Origin of the sequence: Arthrobacter sp. PM3 (assembly GCF_003352915.1) — a bacterium.
GTDB lineage: Bacteria > Actinomycetota > Actinomycetes > Actinomycetales > Micrococcaceae > Arthrobacter.
This window is the reverse complement of sequence record NZ_CP022314.1, coordinates 404,541-425,508: the sequence shown is the minus strand read 5'-3', so window position 1 is coordinate 425,508 and position 20,968 is coordinate 404,541. Positions and strand designations below refer to the sequence as shown.

The following is a 20,968-nucleotide window of genomic DNA, read 5'->3' as shown; positions in this document are numbered from 1 at the left end:
GTCCTCGCTGGAGCCTGCCTCCGCCGGGGCTAGGCCTCGGTGGAGGCCGCCTCGGCCCGGCGCTGGGCCAGCCGGATCTCGAGCACGGCGTCCAGGGCCTGCTGGACCCGGTCGGAGGCGCCCGCCGCGCTGAATTCCTTCTGCGCTTCCTCGAGGTAGACGAGGGCCTCGGCCGACTCCCCGGCGGCCTTGAGCGCCTTGCCGAGCAGCAGCGAAACCTCGCCGGCCGTGTGCCGTGCCAGCGACTGCCGTTCCGCATGGATCTCGCGCAGCTTCTGGACGGCGGCCACGATGTCTCCCGTGAGGTAGAGCCAGCGTGCCCGGATGAACGCCACTTCCAGCTGGTCGGTCTTGTTCCCGCCCACAATCGAGAGGGCCAGTTCCGCGCGTTCGATCGAGGAGAGGGTTTCCGGTTCGACGATTCCCGAGGAGAGCCGGACCGCGGCGGAGGCCTTGTTGAACCGGGCCCACAGGTCGATGTCGTTCGCCGGGGAGAGCAGGCGGCCGGCACGCTCGTGGTACTTGATGCCCTCGGGGTAGTCGTGGCGCATGAACGCCACGTTGCCGATCACCCAGGCTACCTCGCCGGCGAGCTGGGACATGGAGTGGTCGTCCATCTGCTCGTTCATGGCCTGGCAGTAGTCCCAGGCCTCATCCAGCCGGCCGCTTTCGGCCAGGGCACCGATGAGGGCGCGCAGGGCGCCGATGATCATCGTGGAGCCCTTGGGCAGCTGGGCGCAGAGCCGCACCGCTTCCTGCGCGTGCTCGACGGCGGCGGTCAGCTGTCCTTGCCCCTGCGAGGCGGCGGCGAGCATCTGTTCGGCCCGGACACCCAGGCCGGCCGATTCCGCGGCCATCGGGTGCTCGAGGAGGTTCTGCACGACATCCTTGCATTCCTGCCAGAGGCCCTGCTTGATCAGGCACTCGGCCTGCATGTAGGTCATGTTCCACCACGCGCTGGTGTTCTTGGCCTCGAGGGCGATCTTGGCGGCCGCAGCGGCGTGCGCGGCGGCGACGGGGTAGTCCCGCAGGTCCCAGGCCTGCCGGGCATAGAGTCCAGCGAGCACGTATTCGGCGTCGCTGACGGACACCGGCTGGCTCCAGGCCTCGAGCGCTTTGGGGGCCAGTTCGAGCCGGTGGGCGAGCTCTTCGATGACATCGGCCGTCGGTTCGCGGCGTCCGGTTTCCAGCAGAGAGATGTAGCTGGGGGAGTACAGGTCACGGCCCAGCTCCGCTTGCGTCAGGCCCCGTTCGAGCCGTTCCGCGCGGAGCTTCTCCCCAAATCCGTTCCCCACGGATACCTCCTAATTCCGGACATTCTTTGTACTAAATGCTTGACAGTCTCTGTGGAAACAATTTTACAATGTGTGTCAACAAGGGTAGTGCTGACTTGCTGAAGGACCCCAACCCAAATTGAGGAAACCTATGTTGAAGAAGATTGCAGCCGGCGCCGTACTAGCGGGCGCACTGGCATTCTCCGCCGCGGCTCCGGCCGTCCTGTCCGCCGCTTCACTTGCCGATGTCTCCCACGTTGCCGCAGTGGGCAACTGGCCCGATCCGATGCGCACCGCCCAGGCGGTGGGCAACTGGCCCGACCCGATGGTCGCGTCGACGAACGTCGGGAACTGGCCCGATCCCATGTAGGAAATCCGATCCAACTGCAGCACGGCCCCGGAAGACGCCCTTCCGGGGCCGTGCTGCGTCCCGGGCGCCGGTGGAACGAAAAGCCGGGGAAACAAAAGAGGGCCCTCCGTAGAGGACCCTCTTTTTAACTGGTCGGGATGACAGGATTTGAACCTGCGACCTCGTCGTCCCGAACGACGCGCGCTACCAAGCTGCGCCACATCCCGATCCGTTGCTGCAAAAGCAACTTCACAAGAGTATCCGATCATGGCCCCGGATGTGAAATCGGGGCCGGCGAGGCCCGCTGATGACCGGATGTGACGCCGGGCTGCCCGACCGGACGCATCCTCCGGCGCCAAGGGGCCCGATCAGACCAGCGAGTCCTTCCACGCCCCGTGGAGCCGGGCGAACGCGCCGCCGTCGCCGATCAGCTGCGCCGGGGTGCCGTCCTCGACGACACGGCCGTCGTGGACCACCAGAACCCGGTCCGCGGTCTCCACCGTGGAGAGCCGGTGGGCGATGATGAGCGCGGTCCGGTCGGCGCCGCCAGCGGAGCCTTCCCCGGCCGCCCGCGTACTAGTCTCCCGCGTTCCGCGCAGGAGCCCCGCGAGGCCCTGCTGGACCAACCGCTCCGACGGGATGTCCAGCGAGGACGTGGCCTCGTCCAGGATCAGGACGGCGGGGCGGGCCAGGAACGCACGGGCGAAGCTGATCAGCTGGCGTTGCCCGGCGGAGACGCGGCCGCCGCGCTTGTTGACGTCGGTGTCGTAGCCGTCCGGAAGTTCCGTGATGAAAGCGTGTGCCCCCACCGCCCGGGCCGCGTCCTCGATCTCCTCGCGGGAGGCCCCGGGCCGGCCCAGGGCGATGTTGTCCGCCACGGATCCGCTGAACAGGAACGCCTCCTGGGTGACCATGACGACGTTCCGGCGCAGGTCGTCGGTGGCGAGCTCGCGCAGGTCCACGCCGTCGAGCGTCACGGCCCCGGCGGAGACGTCGTAGAAGCGGGCGATCAGCTTCGCGAGCGTCGACTTGCCGGCCCCGGTCTGCCCGACCAGCGCGACCGTCTGGCCGGCGGGGATGTGCAGGTCCAGCCGCGGAATGACCACCGGGCCGTCGCCGTAACGGAACTCGACGCCATCGAAGTCAATGCTGCCGCGGGCGTTCTGCAGCGGCACGGGCGTCTTCGGCGGCCGGACGGTGGGCACTTCCTCGAGCAGGCCGGAGACCTTTTCCAAGGCCGCCTGGGCGCTTTGGAAGGAGTTGTAGAACATGGCCATCTGGTCCACCGGCTGGAAGAAGCGCTTGGTGGACAGGATCAGGGCCAGGAGCACGCCCACCTCAAGGCCGCCGCTGAGGACCCGGAAACCGCCGGTGAGCAGGACGACGGCGACGCACACGTTGCCGATCAGGACCAGGCCGGGCTGGAAAATGCCGTTGAGGTTGATGGAGCGGACGGTCGCGCGGCGGTAGTCCTCGGCGAGACCGGCGTACTGTGCGGCGTTCTGGCGTTCCTTGCGGAACGCTTTCACGGCGCGGATGCCGGTCATGGTCTCCACAAAGTGCACGATCAGCCGGGCCGAGACCACCCGGGATTCACGGAAGGCAATCTGGGAGTGCTTCTGGTACCAGCGGGACAGGAAGAACATCGGCACGCCCGCGGCCAGCACCAGCAGCCCGCTGCGCCAGTCGAGGGCGAAGACGGTGACGGCCGTGAACGCCATGAACAGCAGCCCCGAGGCCAGCGAGCTCACGCCGGAATCGAGCAGTTCGCGCAGGGCCTCCAAATCCGAGGTCTGCCGGGCGATGATGCGTCCGGAGGTGTACTTCTCGTGGAACTCCAGGCTGAGGCGCTGCGTGTGGCGGAAGACCCGCACCCGCAGGTCCAGCAGCATCGCCTGGCTCAGCCGTGCCGTCGACGTCACGTACAGGGCCGTCAGGCCGGCCGCGGCCGCCGCCGCGGCCAGGTAGGCGACGCCGGTGACCACCAGGGGCTGGCTGTTGCCGGCGCGCAGGGCCGGCAGGGCGTGGTCGATCCCGAAGGCTATCAGCGCCGGCCCCGCGACGCGGGCCGCCTGGGACAGGACGACGGCGCCGATGGTCAGCCAGAACCGCGCCCGGACGGGACGGATCAGGGAGCCCAGCAGGGCGAGGGAGCGCCGCCGGACGGCTTTGCTCTCGGTCCTGCTGAGGTGGGCGTTGTCTTCGTTTGCGGTGCCGAACGTGGCGCTGCTCATCGGGAAATCTCCTCCGACTGGTCCTCGAAGGCGGACAGTTCCGAATCCAGGTCCCGCGGTTCCCGGTCCAGGCTGGCGATCACGTAGCGGTAGTGGCTGTTGGTGGCCAGCAGCCCGGTGTGGGTTCCGACGGCGGTGATCCGGCCGTCCTCGAGCAGCGCCACGCGGTCGGCCAGCGCCACTGTGGAGGGCCGGTGGGCCACGATCAGGGTGGTGGTGTCGGCGAGGACCTCGCGGAGCCTGCGCTCGACGATCTCCTCCGTGTTCACATCCAGCGCCGAGAGCGGGTCGTCCAGGACCAGCACGGCCGGTTTCGCGGCGATGGCGCGGGCCAGGGCGATGCGCTGGCGCTGGCCGCCGGAGAGGCTGAGCCCCTCCTCGCCGATCAGCGTGTCCACCCCGTCCGGCAGGGAATACGCGAACTGGGCCTGCGCGACGTCCAGAGCCTCCTCGAGGACCGCCTCCCGGGCTGCGTCGCGGCCGGCCGCCGGGCCGCCGTCGGGCACCCCGTCTGGCACGCCGAGCAGGACGTTGTCCCGGACGGAACTGGAGAACAGCGTGGTGTCTTCGAACGCCACGGCAACCACGGAGCGCAGATCCTCGACGCTGAACTCGCGCAGGTCCACGCCGTCGATCGTGATGAAGCCGCCCGTCACCTCGTAGAGGCGGGGCACGAGCTGGAGCAGCGTGCTCTTGCCGCTGCCCGTGATGCCGACCAGGGCCATGGTTTCCCCGGGCCGGATCTCGAGGTTGATGTTGCTGAGGATCGGTTTGCCCGGGGCGTCGTCGAACGCGAACGAGGCGTTGCGGAAGCTCAGGGCGCCCTTGAGGTCCGCCGGCCGGCGCGGCCGGTCCGGGCTGGTGATCGTGTTCTGCGCGTCCATGACCTCAAAGTGCCGGTCCACCGCGGACTTCGCGGTGAGGGCCATGGCCAGCAGCATGCCGCAGAACTCGACCGGGGCGGCCACGACGGCGGCGGTGGCGAAGAAGGCCACGAGGGAGCCGATGGAGAGCTGGTCCGTGTAGGCCAGCATGATGCCGACCACCAGCCCGGCTCCGAGGGCGAGCTCGGGCAGGAGCGTCACGACCAGGCTGAAGGTCGCCAGGTGTTTGGCCTTGGCGATCTCGGTCTGCCGGAGTTCCTCGGCTTGTTCGTTGAAGTTCTCCAGCGCCTCGCGGCTGCGGCCGAAGGCCTTCAGGACGCGGATGCCGTGGACGGATTCCTCGACCGTCGTGGCGAGGTCCCCGGCCTGGTCCTGGCTGCGGCGGGCCGCTTTGGAGAACCGGGTGCGGAACCGGAATCCATAGATCATGATCGGCACGGCCGCGGCCAGGAAGATCAGCGCAAGCTGCCAGCTCATCCAGAACATCACGGCCACGCCGATCACAACCGTGAGTGTGGTGACCACCAGCATGATCGCGCCGAATGCCATCCAGCGGCGCAGGAAGTTCAGGTCCGTCATGGCACGGGAGAGCAGCTGGCCGGAGCCCCAGCGGTCGTGGAAGGACACCGTGAGGTCCTGCAGGTGCCCGTAGAGGGACACCCGCATCCGGGTTTCCACCGTGGTGGCCGGGTTGATGACGAACTGCCGGCGCAGCGCCACGAGTCCGGCCTCGGCGATGCCCAGCCCGAGGACCACCAGGGAGGCGGTCCATACGGCGTCCGCGCTCCCGCCGGGGTTGAGAGATTCATTGACCAGGACGCGGAGCACCTGGGGGATGGCCAGCGCCATCACGCTGGCCAGCAGGGCACAGAGCAGTCCCATGACGAGGCGCGGCAGGATCGGCCGGACATGCGGGTAGAGGCGGCTGATGGAGGTGAAGAATGAAGTCTGCTTGGCCATGCCTGCTTCTTATGACGCCCGTGCCGGGACAGCACCGATGGATGTAGTTTCCTGTAGCAACCACCCTAGGCCATGCGGTGACCCGATTCACATGGCAGAGGGGCGTGCCGTGAACTTGCCCAGTCATCACGATCCGCAATGGAGCCGGGCCGCCGCGCTGCGCTCCCTGCCATGGGGGACATGCTCAGTGTGGCTGCGATCCCGAGGGGGACATGCTCAGTGCTGGGCATTAGGAATGAGCGGGAAGGTCATATGTCCAGTGCTCGCGGGTACGGGAGGGCATGTCCCGTGGTGGCGGGGTACACCGGAGGGCATGTCCGTTGTTTGTTACCAGGGGAGGGCATGTCCCGCGGGGCGGTCAGGCCTGGGTGCGGGAGGTCAGCGTAAGCAGGACGGCCTCGGGACGGCAGGCGATCCGGACCGGGGCGAACCGGGAGGTGCCGATGCCGCCCGAGACGTTCACCGGCGTCGAACGTCCCTTGCTCTCCCACATGTGCAGGCCCTTGGCCCGCCAAGTGGGGAGGTCGCAGTTGGTGACCAGGGCCCCGTAACCCGGAACGCAGATCTGCCCGCCGTGGGTGTGGCCAGCCAGCAGGAGGTCGGCGCCGTCTTCGGTGAAGTGGTCCAGGACGCGCTGGTAGGGGGCATGCGCGACGGCCACCCGCAGGTGCGGATCCGCTGCCCGGCCCTTGGTCCCGCGCGGCCACCCGGCGTACCGCTCCAGGCGCAGGTGGGGATCGTCGACGCCGGAGAAGTCGAAGCGGATGCCCTTGAGCACAACCGACTGGCAGCGATTGGTCAGGTCCAGCCAGCCGGACATGCCGAACTCGGAGCGCAGCAACGGCCAGTCGAGCTTCTCCGGGTCCTTGCGCTGGGCGGAGGGTCCGAACAAATAAGAGGCCGGGTTCTTGAAGCGCGGCCCGAAGTAGTCGTTGGAGCCGGGAACGAAGACGCCGGGGAATTCCAGCAGCGGGCGCAGCGCCGCCACAAGGGGGGGCACACCCCTGGGATGGCTGAGGTTGTCGCCCGTGTTCACCACAAGGTCCGGCCCCAGTTCCGCCAGGGAGGACAGCCAACGGGCCTTCCGGTGCTGGCCCGGCACAAAGTGGATGTCCGAGAGATGCAGCACCCGGAACGGGCCGAAGCCAGCCGGCAGGACGGGCAGGGTCTCCTCCCGCAGCACGAACTGGTTCTTCTCCCACAGCCCGTAGCCCGTGGCGGCCGCCCCTGCGGCCGCGCCGATCGCCGCGGTCACGGCAAAGCCGCGCCCGATGCGTCGGACGCGGCCCGCCAGATCATTCCCCCGGATCATCGGCTACTTCTTCTTGGACTTCGTCGGTTCCGGCGCCGGCGACGGGTCGGCTGAGGGCGGAGTGGCCGCGTCGGTGGCCGGTGCCGTGCTCTCCGACGTCGGGGTGGATGCACGCGGCGGCGCTACCGGCGAATTGAGCATGCTCGACGGCGGGGCCGGGAAGGGATTGGTGCCGTAGGCCGGCGCCACCTGGGCCATGTAGTTCGAGAACTGAGGCCCGGCGATCATGTAGCCGTCGATGCCCTTGTAGAACTTGCCGTTGACGGTGACGTTCTGGCCGGCCCGCTGCTGGTTGCCCAGCGGATCTCCGAACCACGTGGCCGTCGCCAGGCCGGTGGTGTAGCCGGCCACCCAGGTGGAGCTGTTGTTGTCGTTGGTGCCGGTCTTTGCCGCGATCGGGAAAGTGGTCCGGGTGGAAATCCGGGGCTGGATGAGCGAGCCGGAGCCGCGGTTCAGGACTTCCTGCATGGCGTAGGCGACGCCCCGGGCGACCTCGGGTTTGATCGCGTCCTTGCAGTTCGGCGTCTGGGCCGGCAGTTGGGCGCCGGACGCGTCCGTGACCGAATCGATGGCGATCGGCTCGCAGTACTTGCCGTCGGCGGCGAACGTGGCGAAGGCGCTGGCCATCGTCAGCGGCGCCGTCTGCGTGGAACCGATGAGGTTGCCAAGGGTGGTCATCGGCACCTGGGGGTTGGGGTTGTCCGCGGTGGGCAGGCCGCCGTGGATGCCGACGGCGTCGACGATCTTCTGGATCCCGCAGAGGTCCACCCGGGCGGCGGTGGCAAACGTGATGGTGTTGATGGAGTTCGCGAGGCCGTCAACGACCGACATGTACTTGTAATAACCTTCTTCGGCGTTCTGCAGGTCGTGGGTGCCGTTGGTTGCGTCGTACCAGCCGACGGTCGGTGCCGGGCAGGTGTTCTTCCAGGGGAAGTTCTGCGGGTAGCGGCGTACGGCGCCGTTGAGCTGCGTGTTCATGGAGTTGCCCTCGTCAAGCCACTCCGCGAACGTGAAGGGTTTCATGGTGGAGCCGGGCTGGAAGCCGCCGAGGCCGTTGAGGTCGTTGCCCTTGGCGTCCTGGCTGTCCACGTTGAAGTTCTGGGTCTGGTCGAACTTGCCGTCGGCCGGGAACCAGACAGTGTTCTGGGCCATCGAGATGATCTTGCCGGAGCCCGGCTGAACGGAGACCAGCGAGGCGCCCCACTTGTCGGGGTTGGCGCCGGCCGACCCGTCGACCTGGGCCTGGGCCACGGCCTGGGCGTTCGGATCCAGCGTGGTCTTGATGGTCAGGCCGCCGCGGAAGATTTTGCGCTCACGCTCGGCGGCGTCGGCGCCGTATGCGGGGTTGTTCAGGAGCAGGTGCAGCACGTAGTCGCAGAAGTACGGCGCCGTGGTCGAGTATGCGCAGCCCTGACGGGGCTGGGTGACCTTGGTCTGCACCGGGGTGGCGACGGCGGCGTCGTAGTCGGCCTGCTTGATCTTGCCCTGGGTCAGCATGGCCTTCAGGACGAGATCCCGCCGGGCCTTGGCGTTGTCCGGGTTCGTGATGGGGTCGTAGAAGGACGGGCTGTTCACGACGCCGGCCAGCAGCGCGGCCTGCGGCAGCGTCAGGTCCTTGGCAGTGGTGCTGAAGAAGAACTTGGACGCGGCCTCGATGCCGTAGGCGTCCCGGTTGAAGAAGACGATGTTGAGGTAGCCCTCAAGGATCTGCTCCTTGGTGAACTTCTTCTCCAGCGCGATGGCCAGCTTCATTTCACGCAGCTTGTCCCCGACGCCCTTGTTGACGCCGTTGAGGAGGACCTCGTCGCCCTTGCCTTCGGCTTCGAGGGAGGAGTTGATCACATTGTTGACGTACTGCTGCGTGATGGTCGACGCGCCCTGCTTGTTGCCGCGGGCGGTGCTGACGATTGCGCGCAGGATGCCGGTGGTGTCCACGCCGCCGTGCTCGTAGAAGCGGCTGTCCTCGATGGCGATGATCGCGTCCTTGATGTACGGGGACATCTGGTCCAGCGAGACCCGGGTGCGGTTTTCCGCGTAGAGGTTGGCGATCACGCTGCCGTCGGACGCCAGGATCGTGGTCGACTGGCTCGGCGGGTCCACCTTCAGCTCGGCGGGGAGGGTGTCAAAGAACTGGATCGAACCGCTCGCGGCGCTGCCCGAAACGGCCGCGGCCGGGACCAGGAGCCCCGCCACCAGGACACCACAAATGGCGCTCACGCCCAGGAACATGAGGATCTTTCCGAGGGTGGTGGCCGTGTCGAATAAAGGGTTCTTACCAGTCGCCATGTTTTCCACTTTACCGGCAACGAACTAGGCTTTAGGTCATGACCAAATGGGAGTACGCCACGATTCCGCTCATTATCCATGCAACGAAGCAGATTCTGGACCAGTGGGGCGAGGATGGCTGGGAGCTAGTCCAGGTCGTTCCGGGCCCCGACGGCAACGGCCTGGTCGCCTACCTGAAGCGGGAGAAGCAGTAGCCATGAGCACACCAACAGAAGCCACGGGCGCGACGTCCGCCGTCGAACAGCGGCTCGCGGAGCTGGGTCTCACGCTGCCCGACGTCGCCGCCCCCGTCGCGGCCTACGTTCCGGCCGTCATCTCCGGCAACCACGTTTACACCTCCGGTCAGCTGCCGTTCGTCAACGGCAAGCTGGAAGCCACCGGCAAGGTCGCCGCCGGCACCGAGGGCACTTCGGACGAGCCGACCGTGTCCCCCGAGGACGCGAAGGCCTACGCCACCGTATGCGCCGTCAACGCCCTGGCGGCCGTCAAGAGCGTGATCGGGGATCTCGACCGCATCACCAGGATCGTCAAGGTAGTCGGGTTCGTCTCCTCCGATCCGTCCTTCACCGGCCAGCCCGGCGTCATCAACGGTGCCTCGGAGCTGCTGGGCCAGGTCTTCGGCGACGCCGGCCAGCACGCACGCTCCGCCGTCGGGGTGTCCGTCCTGCCGCTCGACTCGCCTGTTGAAGTCGAACTGATCGCGGAATTCGCTTAGAAGGCCGGTCACTTCTTTGCCTCACTTAGCACGTCGTTTGTTCGTTCTGCCCCCCGACCTCGAGGGCGCGGCACGCAGCTGGCTCGAACACGGGGAACGCACACCCCGCGCCCCGCGATTCGCCTCCTCGGTGATCCTGCTGCGGGACTCACCCACAGGCCTGGAGACATGGCTCGGCTACCGGACCGGGTCCTCCCCGCTCGGTGTCCTCGCCTTCCCTGGGGGGTCGCTGGACGCAACCGACGACGACGCAGTCGGCTGGCTCGGCCCCTCGCCCCAGCACTGGGCCGAGCAGATGGGAACGGACGACGTCGTGCTGGCGCGCCGGCACGTGGTCGGGGCCATCCGAGAGCTGTTCGAGGAAACCGGCATCCTGCTGGCCGGCCCGGACCTGTCCACCACGGTGGAGTCGACCTCAAGCGCCGAATGGATGCGCGCCCGCGAAGCCGTGGCGGACCAGGAGAAATCCTTCGCCGAGGTCCTCGCCAAGCGGGGGCTCTCGCTGCGCACGGACCTGCTCAAGCCGCTGGTCAACTGGCTCAGCCCGAACTTTGCGCACCGCCGGTTCGATACGCGCTACTTCGCCGCCACGCTGCCCGTGAACCAGCAGCCCTCCCTGCTGGCCAGCAAGGGCGTGTGGGGGCGCTGGGTGTGCGTGCGCAAGGTTGTGGGTGAGCGGGACACGACCGCGCTGGGTGACGAGGTGGGCCAGGAGAACACCGTGGGCCGGACTTTGGGCGAACTCCTGGTGCCCGGTTCGGAGATCATGCTCGAGAAAATGGCCAAGGCCAACGGCTGCATCGCCTATCTGAGCTACAAGCGCAAGGCCCACGTCTACCAGCCGAAGCTCGTCGAGGAGGAAGGCCGGCTCATGCTCGAAGTCGAGGCCGCCAAGACCGTGGCCGGCGAACCCCAGCGCGAGCGTTAGGCCGGCACCGGCGGGCACCTGAGTGTGGCCCGTCCCATGCTGCCCCCGGAGCGCCGGAGCATGCCCCGTCCTGTGGCTGAAGACTGGGCATGCGCCCCGGTGGCTTCCGTTGGCCCGGAGCATGCCCCGTCCTGTGCCTGAAGACTGGGCATGCGCCCCGGTGGCTTCCGTTGGCCCGGAGCATGCCCCGTCCTGTGCCCGAAGACTGGGCATGCTCCTGCCGGGCTCCTGCCAGCACCGGGCATGCCCTCCGCTGGGTCTGACCAGTGGACATACTGGCACTGTGCCCAGTGCTCGCCACCAAGAATGAGCATGTCCCTCTGAGCCGGGGGCAAAGAATGAGCATGTCCCCCGGGGGAGAACCCGCGGGGCGAACGACGGAGGCCGGCCCCGTTGTGAACGGGACCGGCCTCCAGAGTACTGCGGACTACTGCTGACTAGCGGGAACGCTGGCGCAGCCGCTGCATGTCCAGGATGACGACGGCGCGGGCTTCCAGGCGCAGCCAGCCGCGCTGGACGAATTCGGCGAGGGCCTTGTTGACCGTTTCGCGAGAGGCTCCGACCAGCTGGGCGAGCTCCTCCTGGGTCAGCTCGTGGGCCACCAGCACGCCGTCGGTCGCCGGCCGGCCGAAGCGGTCGGCCAGATCCAGCAGCGCCTTGGCCACGCGGCCCGGCACATCGGAAAAAACGAGGTCGGACAGGGAGTCGTTGGTGCGGCGCAGGCGGCGTGCCAGGGCCTGCAACAGCTGGGCCGAGACCTCGGGGCGGGTGCGCAGCAGGGCGTTGAGGCTCTCGTTCTTCAGGCCGGCCAGGCGCGTCTCGGAAACGGCGGTGGCCGTGGCCGTGCGCGGGCTCGGGTCGAAGAGCGCCATTTCACCGAACAGTTCACCCGGGCCGAGGATCGCCAGCAGTGACTCGCGGCCGTCCGGCGACGTCCGGCCGAGCTTCACCTTGCCGGAGACGATGAAGTACAGCTGGTCGCCCTGGTCGCCTTCCCGGAATACCGAGGCACCGCGTGAGAGGTCCACCTCGGTGAGTTCGTCCGTCAGCAGACGGAACGCCTCGTCGTCGAGCGTGGCGAAAAGGGGGGCGCGGCGCAATACCTCGATATCCATGAAATCTCCTGACTAGCTGTGTCGGCTGGGGCGCTTCAGCCATTCTTTCAGAATTTTTGCGCTTCTGTGACGTACTTGGCACCGAAACGCCCGACTGGCTCGAAAGCGCACGGCCCGGGAAGTCCCCGCCGATCCCGGTGAGTCCCGCGAGCGGGCGGCCGGTCGGCAAACGTTCAGCTTACACCGCTAGAATCGTGGCTGAACTGTCTGTGAGGAGCCCCGGTGTTTGGCTTGACCATTTTGGACCTGCTGCTGGTTGTGGCGCTCTTGTCCTACCTGATCCACGGCCTCCGCAACGGCTTCCTGGTGACGCTCGGCGGCATCGCCGGATTCGCGGCGGGCGCGGTCGCGGCCTTCGTGTCCGTTCCGGTCGTCAGCGGCCTCGTTGAGGACAGCGGCTGGCGCCTGACGGCGATCATCGCCACCGCAGTGCTGCTGATGGTCGTAGGGAACGCAGTGGGCACTATGATCGGCCGGCGGGTCCGCAGCGTGATGCCGTTCCGTCCCCTTCGGGCTGCGGACCGGCTTGTTGGCGGCGGCGTGAACGTGGCGGTCTCCGCCTTGGTGATGTCGATGCTGGCGTTCAGCATCGGGGCACTGGGCGTGCCCCTCGTGTCCCAGCAGCTTGCCGAATCCAAGGTCATCCGGTTCATCGACGGCGTCACGCCTACACCCGTGAAGGCCTCCATGGCCCAATTGCGGTCCGCCGTGATCGGCGAGGGCATCCCCACCCTGCTCGACGGGTTCGGCCAGGGCCAGCCCGTTGCCGTCCCGGACACGGACACGGACACCCCCGCGCTGAACCGGGCCGCCGCATCGGTCCTGAAAATCGCCGGGACCGCCTACCAGTGCGGCCAGAACCAGACCGGAACCGGCTTTGTGGTGGCCCCCGGGCGGGTGGTGACCAACGCCCACGTGGTCGCCGGCGTCGACCAGCCGGTGGTCGAGGCCCCCGGCGGCGGGGCCCTCCCCGGGCGCGTCGTGTACTTCGACACCCAGCACGACCTCGCCGTCGTCGCGGTCGACGGACTGCGCTCGGCGCCTCTGGCGCTGGCCTCCGACCTGCCGCCGGGCAGCGCCGCGGCCTTCGCAGGCTACCCGCACGGCGGTCCCTTCCAGTCCAAACCGGCCACGGTGCAGGACATCGCCACCGTGCTGGTGCCCGATATTTACGGCAACAACGCGGCACCCGAGGACGTCTACCGGCTCGCCGGTGACGTGCAGCCGGGCAACTCCGGCGGCCCGCTCCTGACCACGGACGGGCAGGTGGCGGGCGTCATCTTTGCCAAGGCCACCACCGAGTCCTCGCTCGGCTTCGCCATCACCATGGCGGATCTGGGCCCCGTCGCCTCGCAGGCGCCGGGTCTGGACAGTGCCGTCTCCTCCGGGCAGTGTGTCAAGAAATAGCGGCCGCGATCCAGACGCGACGCAGCCCGAACGAAACTTCCGGCACACGACGGCGGCGCCCGGCCGGGCGCCGCTCAGGTCCCGGCCGGCTGTGCGTGCGTGCCGCGCCGCGTCAGAGCCACTCCAGGCTCTGCCCGTGCGGGCCGGCGATGGCTGTCGGCTGACCGTCCTGCAGCACCAGGAACCGGCCGCGGAGCCGGGCATCATCCATCTCCGGGACCACCGTGGACCCGTCCGCCTGGGCAATCACCGTGTGGCCCTCGTTCGAGAGCCAGTGGCAGCCCCGCTCCGTGGCGAGGTCGGCCATGGTGCGGCGGAACCGGGACCGGCCGGCGGCGTCCAGGTAGGCCATGACGGCGCTGTGGAAGACCACGAGGGCGGCATCGGCCGGGGCCCGGCCGGCGAGTTCCACGAGCTGTTCGTTGAGGTCGCCGGCCACCAGCAGCGGCGGCCGCTCCCGGGCGATCGCGATCGCCTGGCGCAGCCGCTCGCGGCGGAACTCCTGCTCCGGCCAGACGAGGGCCTCCAGCCAGGCGACGTCGTCCGGGTCGGCGACATCCAACGGGTTCAGGTCGATCCCGGCGCGCCACGCCACGCGGGGAAGTTCCGCCGGCAGCGGGACCAGGCCCGCCGTGACGCAGCGCAGGACCGGGAACGTGCCGGGCACGGCACCGGCCGGGACCAGCCGCGTCGTCCGTGCGCTCTGCGCGTCGACATATTCGTACCCGTAGCGGTCCGGGAACAGCCCAAGCCCGGCCGAGGCGCCCACTTCGATCAGCGCCAGCGGCCTGCCTTCGGCGGCCGCGATCCGGGCGAGGGAGGGCAGCAGGGCGGCGCAGCGTCCGGCCTCGTTGGTCTGGGTGGCGCGCGAGAGCACGACGCCGGAGACCTCGTCCCAGCGGGTGAGCAGGAACTCCCGGAAGTCCTGGTAGGGGCTGATCTGCGCGCCGAGGAACCGGGCCGCGGCGAGAATCAGCAGCGGCTGGCGCTTGTTGTGCGGCCACCGGTCGATGCGCCGGATCAGCTCGGCGTCCCCGGCAATCCCCACGGACCATTCGGCGTAGCAGGGCGAGGAGGCCGGCGCGTCTTCCGTGCCGAAATGCCGGTACCACTGGGCTGTGTCCCACTGTGCGGGGTCGCACTTTGCCGGGTCCGGCGCCCCGGGCGGCCCGGACTCCTCCGGCGTGCCCGGCCCGCCCGCTGCTGCGGCGCCCCCGGGGGACATGCTCAGTCCTTGTCCGTGTGCAGCCCGGCGAGGTACTCCACCGCGAAACGGTAGCCCAGGATCCCGGCACCGGCGATCACGGCCTTGCTGATGTCCGAGAGGTAGGAGTGGTGCCGGAACGGCTCGCGGGCGTGAACGTTGGTGATGTGCACCTCCACGGTGGGCAGCGCCACGGCGGAGACCGCATCGCGGATGGCGACGGAGGTGTGCGTGTAGGCGCCGGCGTTGAGCACGATCCCCACGGCTTTTCCGCGTGCGGCGTGGATGGCGTCGACGAGGGCACCTTCATGGTTGGACTGGAAGCACTCGACGTCCAGGCCGTGCGCGGCGCCGGCGTCCTTGGCGAGCTGCTCGACGTCGGCGAGGGTGGCGGTGCCGTACTTCTCGGGCTCGCGGGTTCCGAGCAGGTTCAGGTTGGGTCCGTTGAGGACCAGGATGGTGCCGCGGCCGGCAGCGCTGGCGGGGGTGGCTTCAGTCATGCTGCCAATCTATCGCGCCGCGGCATGCCGGGACCGTTCGTGACTCGGGTTCCTGCATCCCGGGGCGCGCGGATGGCAGACGGACACGGCGACGGCGGCGCCGCCCACCAAGGTGGGCGCCGCCGCCGTCGCCCGTGCACCGGGTCCGGGAGGCTGCGGTGCTGCCGCTTACTTCTTCAGGGAGTGGGCGATCTGGGCCATGACGGTGTTGTCGGCCAGGGTGGTGGCGTCGCCCGGGTCGCGGCCTTCCGCGACGTCCTTGAGGAGCCGGCGCATGATCTTGCCCGAGCGGGTCTTGGGCAGTTCCGGCACCACGAGGATGGTCTTGGGCTTGGCGATCGGGCCGATTTCCTTGCCCACGTGGTTGCGGAGTTCCTGGACGATCGCGTCCCCGGAGTCCACGGCGTCGCCGCGCAGGATCACGAACGCCACGACGGCCTGGCCGGTGGTTTCGTCCGCGGCGCCCACGACGGCGGCCTCGGCGACCGCCGGGTGGGAGACGAGGGCGGATTCGATCTCCGCGGTGGAGAGGCGGTGGCCGGAGACGTTCATGACGTCATCGACCCGGCCCAGCAGCCAGACGTCGCCGTCCTCATCCTTCTTCGCGCCGTCGCCGGCGAAGTACATCGTCTCGAAGCGGGACCAATAGGTTTCCTTGAACCGTTCCGGGTCGCCCCAGATGCCGCGCAGCATGGCCGGCCAGGGTTCGCGGATGACGAGGTAGCCGCCGGTGCCGTTGGGCACCGATTCGCCGAGTTCGTCCACGACGTCCACGGCGATGCCGGGCAGCGGGACCTGCGCGGAGCCGGGCTTCGTGGCGGTGACGCCGGGCAGCGGGGCGATCATCTGTGCCCCGGTCTCGGTCTGCCACCAAGTGTCCACGATCGGTGCCGGGACCTGCTTGCGGCCGCTGTCGGCGCCGATGACCTCGCGGTACCACATCCAGGCCTCGGGGTTGATGGGTTCGCCCACCGAGCCGAGGACCCGGATCGAAGAGAGGTCGGATTTGGCCGGGATCTCCTTGCCCCATTTCATAAACGTGCGGATCGCGGTGGGGGCGGTGTAGAGAATCGAGACCTTGTACTTCTCCACGATCTCCCACCAGCGGCCCTGGTGCGGGGAGTCCGGGGTGCCCTCGTATATGACCTGGGTGGCGCCGTTGATGAGCGGGGCGTAGGCGACGTAGGAGTGCCCGGTGATCCAGCCGACGTCGGCGGTGCACCAGTAGACGTCGGTCTCCGGGTGGAGGTCGAAGACGGCCTTGTGCGTGTAAGCGCCCTGGGTGAGGTAGCCGCCGGTCGTGTGCAGGATGCCCTTGGGCTTTCCGGTGGTGCCGGAGGTGTAGAGGATGAAGAGCGGGTGTTCGGAGTCGTGTCCGACGGCGGTGTGCTCGGCGGACGCGGCGCCGACGGTGTCGGCCCACCAGTGGTCCCGGCCCTCGTGCCAGTCCACGTCCTGGCCGTTGCGCCTGACCACCACGACGTTCTGCACCGTGTGCCCGTCGTGGGCGAGGGCATCGTCCACGGCGGGCTTCAGGGCGCTGGGCTTGCCTCGGCGGTAGGTGCCGTCGGCGGTGACGACGAGCTTGGCCTCGGCGTCGTCGATCCGGGACCGCAGGGCCTCGGCGGAGAAGCCGCCGAAGACCACCGAGTGGATTGCGCCGATCCGGGCGCAGGCCAGCAAGGTGATGACGGCCTCCGGGATCATGGGCAGGTAGACCGCCACACGGTCGCCCTTGGCCACGCCCAGCGACTCGAAGGCGTTCGCGGCCCTCTTCACTTCCTCGGTCAGCTGCGCGTACGTGTAGGTGCGGGTGTCGCCGGGCTCGCCCTCGAAGTAGATCGCTACCCGGTCCCCGTTCCCGTCCTCGACGTGGCGGTCCAGGGCGTTGTACGCGGCATTGACCTCCCCGCCGACAAACCACTTCGCGAACGGCGGGTTGGACCAGTCGAGCGCCTGCGTGAAGTCCTTGGACCAGGTCAGCAGTTCGCGGGCCTGCTTCGCCCAGAAGGCGGGACGGTCGGCGTCGGCCTCGGCGTAGTCAGCGGCGGTGACGACGGCGTTCGCCGCGAACTCGGCCGACGGCGCGAATCGGCGGTTCTCCTGGGACAGGTTTTCGAAGGCATCGCCCTGCGGCGCCTGCGTGGCCGTGGAGCCGGGTGTCTGCTGCGACATGGTGAACCTCATCATTCATCGATCCGGGCTGCGGACGTTCGTGGAGCCTCCGCGCAGGGCCGCGTGCGCGACGTCGGGCGGCGGCAGTTCACGGCGGTGCCGCAAGCGCTGTTCCGAAATAAACACTAGTACTTGGGTCCGACGAAACGTGCGCCCCGTCACAAAGGGCGCCGTGAGCGGTGTTTGTTAAGCGCCGAGTGGCACCGGGACGCCTATTTTCGGGCCGATCTGCCGCGTCCGCTCTCGGCTTGTCAGCTAGTGATCGGCCATCCACTTGGCTAGGCTGAGATGAAGTTGTGACATCCGATGGGAGGCGGCAGGACCCGCTGGCGGTCCTGTCTCTGCCTGCCGTTAGACGGCACTGTGGACGACGCCCTGGAAGGTGCCGTCCGGAGCGCCGCCATGCTAAGGAGATACGGAATGAACCAGCAAGACAACGGGCAGCTCCGGGCACCGGCCCCGGGCCAGGACGGAACGGCGAAACCCGGACCCGCCGGCTTCGGCGACGCGCCGCGCTTCACGGTTGACAAGAAGTCCGCGAAGAAGAACGAGGCTGTCCTGGGTCCCTTCACGATCCGGGACCTGACCGTCTTCGGTTCCACGCTGCTGCTCTTCATTGCCTCGCTGATTCCCATGTTCGCGTTCTCCTACAACCTGTGGAACCTGGGCAGCCTGTTCTTTCTGGGCCTGGGCGTTGCCCTGCCGCTCATTGTCACCGCCTTGTTCGTGGCCCGTCGGCTCAGCCCCGGGACACGGATCAGGATCGGGTCCCTCTCGATTGACCAGTTCGCCTCCGTCGTGGCGTCGTTCGCGCTGGCGTTCTACTTCCTCGCCGCCGCCGAGGCGTTCGTTCCGAGCATGCTCATCGCCGTCATCGGCGCCGCGGGACTGTTCTCGGCCACGGTGCTGGCCCGCTGGATCCCGATTTTTGCCGGAGACTTCCTGGGCCGGGAGGAAACGCCCGCCCACGTGGTGGCCCGGGAAGCGGCCCCGCCGGTGCAGAAACCCCGCGCGCCCAAAAAGCCCAAAGAACCCAAACCGGCCAAGGACGCTGCGGCTGCCGGCGCAGTTGGGGCGGCTGCGTCCGAACCGGGCGCAGGCTGGGGCAAGCGCCCGGCCGCCGGCGGGCAGACGGGCGCAGCGTCACCGGCCGTACCGACGGCGGGTGCGCCGGTCGCTGCCGCCCCGGCGGCTGCGGTTGCCGCTTCGAGCGCGCCGGCGACCCAGCTCTCCGACACCGTCCCGGCAGCGGGCGCGGGCAACCCCGCACCGTCCGCCGAGTCGGCGCCCGCCGCCCGGTTCGAACCGTCCGCCGACGCGGCGGCCGCGTCCGCCGCGGGACCGACCCAGGCCGCCGGCGCTGCGTCCGGCCAAGCCACGCCGGCCGCGGCGGAGCAGACCCAGGCAGCCGACCTTCCTGCATCCTCCGGCGGCAGCGCCCCCACTGCCGTCCACCCGCAGGTCAAGCGGCAGGAGGAAGTCCGGCCGCAGGAGCCCATCGGCGCCACCGTCGATCCCGCCAGCCGGCCCGCGGAAGACCAGGGTCACCCGGTCCACGAGGCGTTCTGGTTCGCCGTCGCGCAGCCCCGTACCGCCGTCGACGAGCGCACCGGGGCGCCGGCGTTCGTCATTGAGCCCGGCGGGTGGGTCCTGGCCCTGGAGGACCGCGGTAACGAGTTCCTGGTCCAGCACACGGACGGGCGCCTCGGTGTCCTGCGGGACCTCAGCAACATCGAACGCGGTTAGTCCGCGGACGTGACCACGGAACCCGCCAGTATCGAAGCCGGAAGCACCGGAACCAGGAGGTCCGGCAGGACCCGGACCGGTGCCCTGAGGCCCTCCGAATCCCTGCTGGCGCTCAAGCGCCGCGCCCGGCGGATCAACCGGGAACTCGCGGAACAGTATCCGTATGCCCACGCCGAGCTGGATTTCCGCAACCCGTTCGAGCTCGTGGTGGCCACCGTGCTGTCCGCCCAGACCACGGATGTGCTGGTCAACCAGATCACGCCCCTGCTGTTCGCCCGCTACCCGGATGCACGGCGGATGGCGGAGGCGGATCCGGCCGAGCTCGAGGCCATCATCAAGCCCACCGGCTTCTATCGCGCCAAGGCCAGAAACCTGCTGGCCCTCGGCAACCGGCTCGTGGACGAATACGACGGCGAGGTGCCGGGCCGGCTGGAGGACCTGGTGACGCTGCCCGGCGTCGGACGGAAGACCGCGAACGTGGTGTTGGGCAATGCCTTCGGCATCCCCGGGATTACCGTCGACACCCATTTCGGCCGCCTGGCCCGGCGCTTCGGCTGGACGGAGTCCGATGATCCGGTCCGGATCGAGTCCGACGTCGCCGGGCTGTTCGAACCCAGGGACTGGACCATGCTCTCGCACCGGGTCGTGTTCCACGGCCGGCGCGTCTGCCATGCCCGCAAACCGGCGTGCGGGGCCTGCGCGGTCGCCAACTGGTGCCCCTCGTACGGCGCCGGCGAGACCGACCCGGAGAAGGCCCGGAAGCTGCTGAAGTACGAACTCGCGCCGGGGCAGGAGGCGCTCCTGGCCCAGTTGCTGGCCGAGACGCACCGCGCCGCAGAAATCCGGATGGAATCGCAGAGGAAGCCGCGGTGACCGCCCGGCAGGACCTGATCGACCTCGTTGCCGCCGTGGCGGCCGGCACGGCCCCGGCGGCGGACCCGCGCTGGCGGGAACTCGCCGTCGAGCCCGGCGAACGGATCCGCAAAGCTGCCGTGCTGATGCTTTTCGGGACGCTGGACAACGTTCCCGCGGTGTCGGGGAAGCTTCTGGCCCCGGCCGACCTCGACGTGCTGCTCCTGCAGCGGGCGCAGACCCTGGATGACCATCCGGGCCAGGTGGCGTTTCCCGGCGGCGGCATCGACCCGGGCGAGTCTGTGATTGACGCCGCCCTGCGCGAGGCGGAAGAGGAGACCGGCCTGAACCCGACGGGTGTGGACGTGCTCGGGGTCATGCCCGAACTGGCCTTGCCCCGGGGCAACTTCCTCGTCACCCCGGTCCTGGCCTGGTGGGCCGCCCAGTCACCGGTGCGGGTTGTGGACTACGGCGAATCCGCCCAGGTGTTCCGCGTCCCGGTCCGGGACCTGCTGGACCCGGACAACCGCGTGATGGCCACCGTCACCCGGGCCGGCCAGACCTTCCAGAGCCCCGCGTTCACCGTCAATGGCGTGGTGGTGTGGGGGTTTACCGGGATGATCCTGAACCAGCTGTTTGATCAGCTGGGCTGGGCGGTGCCGTGGGACCGCTCGCGGCTGTTCGGAATCGATGTGTAGGACCGGTACGCCGGCCCTGAGGCCGGTCCGCTAGGAGACTGCTGAATTAGTCGCGGGGCGGGCGTGTCCGCTGGACTGGTGGGCCTGGTGGTTAAGACTGGTCTTATGCAGGGACGCGAGGACGCGCAACGCGGGTATTTGGATGTGGAGGCGCTGGCCGGGGAGTTGTTGGCTCCGGGCAGCGTCTTCGCGTTTCTGGCCAGTCATCGGGGGCGGTTGTTTCCGGATTCAATGATGGAGGACCTCTTCCCGTCGCGGAGGGGCCGGCCTTCGGTTCCGGCGCCGGTGATCGGGTCGGTGCTGGTGCTGCAGGCGTTGCAGGGCCTTTC

17 protein-coding genes, 1 tRNA gene and 1 pseudogene are annotated in these 20,968 nt (G+C 68.9%); 9 read left to right on the top strand and 10 right to left on the bottom strand.

Annotated features, from left to right (window positions below):
* Positions 1-29: 29 nt before the first annotated feature.
* Positions 30-1,295: a helix-turn-helix transcriptional regulator gene (locus CFN17_RS02030; RefSeq protein WP_208749735.1), complete on the bottom strand. Its 1,266-nt coding sequence runs from the start codon at positions 1,293-1,295 to the stop codon at positions 30-32.
* Positions 1,296-1,425: 130 nt separating this feature from the next.
* Between CFN17_RS02030 and CFN17_RS02025 the strand changes: the two genes are divergently transcribed.
* A complete protein-coding gene (locus tag CFN17_RS02025) occupies positions 1,426-1,644 on the top strand; it encodes a hypothetical protein (protein ID WP_208749734.1) in 219 nt (72 codons plus the stop codon).
* A gap of 129 nt (positions 1,645-1,773) precedes the next feature.
* On the opposite strand, the gene CFN17_RS02020 is transcribed toward CFN17_RS02025, so the two are convergent.
* The 5 genes from CFN17_RS02020 to CFN17_RS02000 all read right to left on the bottom strand — a co-directional run bounded on the left by CFN17_RS02020 (position 1,774) and on the right by CFN17_RS02000 (position 9,299).
* Positions 1,774-1,850: transfer RNA gene (locus tag CFN17_RS02020), tRNA-Pro, on the bottom strand.
* A gap of 141 nt (positions 1,851-1,991) precedes the next feature.
* A complete protein-coding gene (locus tag CFN17_RS02015) occupies positions 1,992-3,857 on the bottom strand; it encodes an ABC transporter ATP-binding protein (protein ID WP_208749733.1) in 1,866 nt (621 codons plus the stop codon).
* Positions 3,854-5,701 (bottom strand): ABC transporter ATP-binding protein, encoded by a 1,848-nt coding sequence (locus CFN17_RS02010; protein ID WP_208749732.1) that lies wholly within the window; start codon positions 5,699-5,701, stop codon positions 3,854-3,856. The genes CFN17_RS02015 and CFN17_RS02010 overlap by 4 nt, the downstream gene beginning before the upstream one ends.
* Positions 5,702-6,059: 358 nt before the next feature.
* A complete protein-coding gene (locus tag CFN17_RS02005; protein ID WP_208749731.1) occupies positions 6,060-7,013 on the bottom strand; it encodes a metallophosphoesterase in 954 nt (317 codons plus the stop codon).
* 3 nt (positions 7,014-7,016) lie between these two features.
* Complete coding sequence (locus tag CFN17_RS02000; protein ID WP_208749730.1) at positions 7,017-9,299, bottom strand: transglycosylase domain-containing protein; 2,283 nt, start codon at positions 9,297-9,299, stop codon at positions 7,017-7,019.
* Positions 9,300-9,337: 38 nt separating this feature from the next.
* Here CFN17_RS02000 and CFN17_RS01995 point away from each other — a divergent pair, with 38 nt between their 5' ends.
* From CFN17_RS01995 to CFN17_RS01985, 3 genes are read left to right on the top strand one after another with little or no spacing between them, the layout of a single operon-like run.
* Positions 9,338-9,493, top strand: a complete 156-nt coding sequence (locus CFN17_RS01995) for a DUF4177 domain-containing protein (protein ID WP_009359196.1) — start codon at positions 9,338-9,340, stop codon at positions 9,491-9,493.
* Positions 9,494-9,495: 2 nt separating this feature from the next.
* Complete coding sequence (locus tag CFN17_RS01990; RefSeq protein WP_208749729.1) at positions 9,496-10,014, top strand: RidA family protein; 519 nt, start codon at positions 9,496-9,498, stop codon at positions 10,012-10,014.
* A 16-nt stretch (positions 10,015-10,030) separates the two neighbouring features.
* On the top strand, positions 10,031-10,942 hold the full coding sequence (locus CFN17_RS01985) for an NUDIX hydrolase (RefSeq protein WP_208749728.1): 912 nt from the start codon (positions 10,031-10,033) through the stop codon (positions 10,940-10,942).
* A gap of 437 nt (positions 10,943-11,379) precedes the next feature.
* Here CFN17_RS01985 and CFN17_RS01980 read toward each other — a convergent pair whose 3' ends face one another.
* Positions 11,380-12,057 (bottom strand): Crp/Fnr family transcriptional regulator, encoded by a 678-nt coding sequence (locus CFN17_RS01980; protein WP_011693220.1) that lies wholly within the window; start codon positions 12,055-12,057, stop codon positions 11,380-11,382.
* A gap of 222 nt (positions 12,058-12,279) precedes the next feature.
* Here CFN17_RS01980 and CFN17_RS01975 point away from each other — a divergent pair, with 222 nt between their 5' ends.
* Complete coding sequence (locus CFN17_RS01975; protein WP_208749727.1) at positions 12,280-13,464, top strand: MarP family serine protease; 1,185 nt, start codon at positions 12,280-12,282, stop codon at positions 13,462-13,464.
* A 112-nt stretch (positions 13,465-13,576) separates the two neighbouring features.
* On the opposite strand, the gene CFN17_RS01970 is transcribed toward CFN17_RS01975, so the two are convergent.
* The 3 genes from CFN17_RS01970 to acs form a co-directional block, all read right to left on the bottom strand.
* Positions 13,577-14,689 carry a DUF2332 domain-containing protein gene (locus tag CFN17_RS01970; protein WP_208749726.1) on the bottom strand — a complete coding sequence of 371 codons (1,113 nt, stop codon included), beginning with the start codon at positions 14,687-14,689 and terminating at the stop codon, positions 13,577-13,579.
* Between the two features lie 2 nt (positions 14,690-14,691).
* On the bottom strand, positions 14,692-15,168 hold the full coding sequence (gene aroQ, locus CFN17_RS01965; protein WP_208749725.1) for a type II 3-dehydroquinate dehydratase: 477 nt from the start codon (positions 15,166-15,168) through the stop codon (positions 14,692-14,694).
* Positions 15,169-15,336: 168 nt separating this feature from the next.
* Complete coding sequence (gene acs / locus CFN17_RS01960) at positions 15,337-17,343, bottom strand: acetate--CoA ligase (protein ID WP_208749724.1); 2,007 nt, start codon at positions 17,341-17,343, stop codon at positions 15,337-15,339.
* Positions 17,344-17,763: 420 nt separating this feature from the next.
* On the opposite strand from acs, the gene CFN17_RS01955 reads away from it, so the two are divergent.
* The 4 genes and pseudogenes from CFN17_RS01955 to CFN17_RS01940 all read left to right on the top strand — a co-directional run.
* Positions 17,764-19,089, top strand: a complete 1,326-nt coding sequence (locus tag CFN17_RS01955; RefSeq protein WP_208749723.1) for a hypothetical protein — start codon at positions 17,764-17,766, stop codon at positions 19,087-19,089.
* An 84-nt stretch (positions 19,090-19,173) separates the two neighbouring features.
* Entirely contained in the window at positions 19,174-19,962 is a 789-nt protein-coding gene (nth, locus tag CFN17_RS01950; RefSeq protein WP_208751288.1) for an endonuclease III, read from the top strand.
* On the top strand, positions 19,959-20,639 hold the full coding sequence (locus tag CFN17_RS01945; protein ID WP_208749722.1) for a CoA pyrophosphatase: 681 nt from the start codon (positions 19,959-19,961) through the stop codon (positions 20,637-20,639). Before nth ends, CFN17_RS01945 begins: the two co-directional genes overlap by 4 nt.
* A gap of 105 nt (positions 20,640-20,744) precedes the next feature.
* Positions 20,745-20,968 (top strand): annotated as a pseudogene (locus CFN17_RS01940) (IS5/IS1182 family transposase); the annotation flags it as partial.

Excerpts from the sequence above, each read along its gene's own strand:
- CFN17_RS02025 (WP_208749734.1), top strand. The coding sequence starts at position 1,426 with ATGTTGAAGAAGATTGCAGCCGGCGCCGTACTAGCGGGCGCACTGGCA.
- CFN17_RS02015 (WP_208749733.1), bottom strand. The coding sequence starts at position 3,857 with ATGAGCAGCGCCACGTTCGGCACCGCAAACGAAGACAACGCCCACCTC.
- CFN17_RS02010 (WP_208749732.1), bottom strand. The coding sequence starts at position 5,701 with ATGGCCAAGCAGACTTCATTCTTCACCTCCATCAGCCGCCTCTACCCG.
- CFN17_RS02005 (WP_208749731.1), bottom strand. The coding sequence starts at position 7,013 with ATGATCCGGGGGAATGATCTGGCGGGCCGCGTCCGACGCATCGGGCGC.
- CFN17_RS02000 (WP_208749730.1), bottom strand. The coding sequence starts at position 9,299 with ATGGCGACTGGTAAGAACCCTTTATTCGACACGGCCACCACCCTCGGA.
- CFN17_RS01995 (WP_009359196.1), top strand. The coding sequence starts at position 9,338 with ATGACCAAATGGGAGTACGCCACGATTCCGCTCATTATCCATGCAACG.
- CFN17_RS01990 (WP_208749729.1), top strand. The coding sequence starts at position 9,496 with ATGAGCACACCAACAGAAGCCACGGGCGCGACGTCCGCCGTCGAACAG.
- CFN17_RS01980 (WP_011693220.1), bottom strand. The coding sequence starts at position 12,057 with ATGGATATCGAGGTATTGCGCCGCGCCCCCCTTTTCGCCACGCTCGAC.
- CFN17_RS01970 (WP_208749726.1), bottom strand. The coding sequence starts at position 14,689 with ATGTCCCCCGGGGGCGCCGCAGCAGCGGGCGGGCCGGGCACGCCGGAG.
- aroQ (WP_208749725.1), bottom strand. The coding sequence starts at position 15,168 with ATGACTGAAGCCACCCCCGCCAGCGCTGCCGGCCGCGGCACCATCCTG.
- acs (WP_208749724.1), bottom strand. The coding sequence starts at position 17,343 with ATGTCGCAGCAGACACCCGGCTCCACGGCCACGCAGGCGCCGCAGGGC.
- CFN17_RS01955 (WP_208749723.1), top strand. The coding sequence starts at position 17,764 with ATGAACCAGCAAGACAACGGGCAGCTCCGGGCACCGGCCCCGGGCCAG.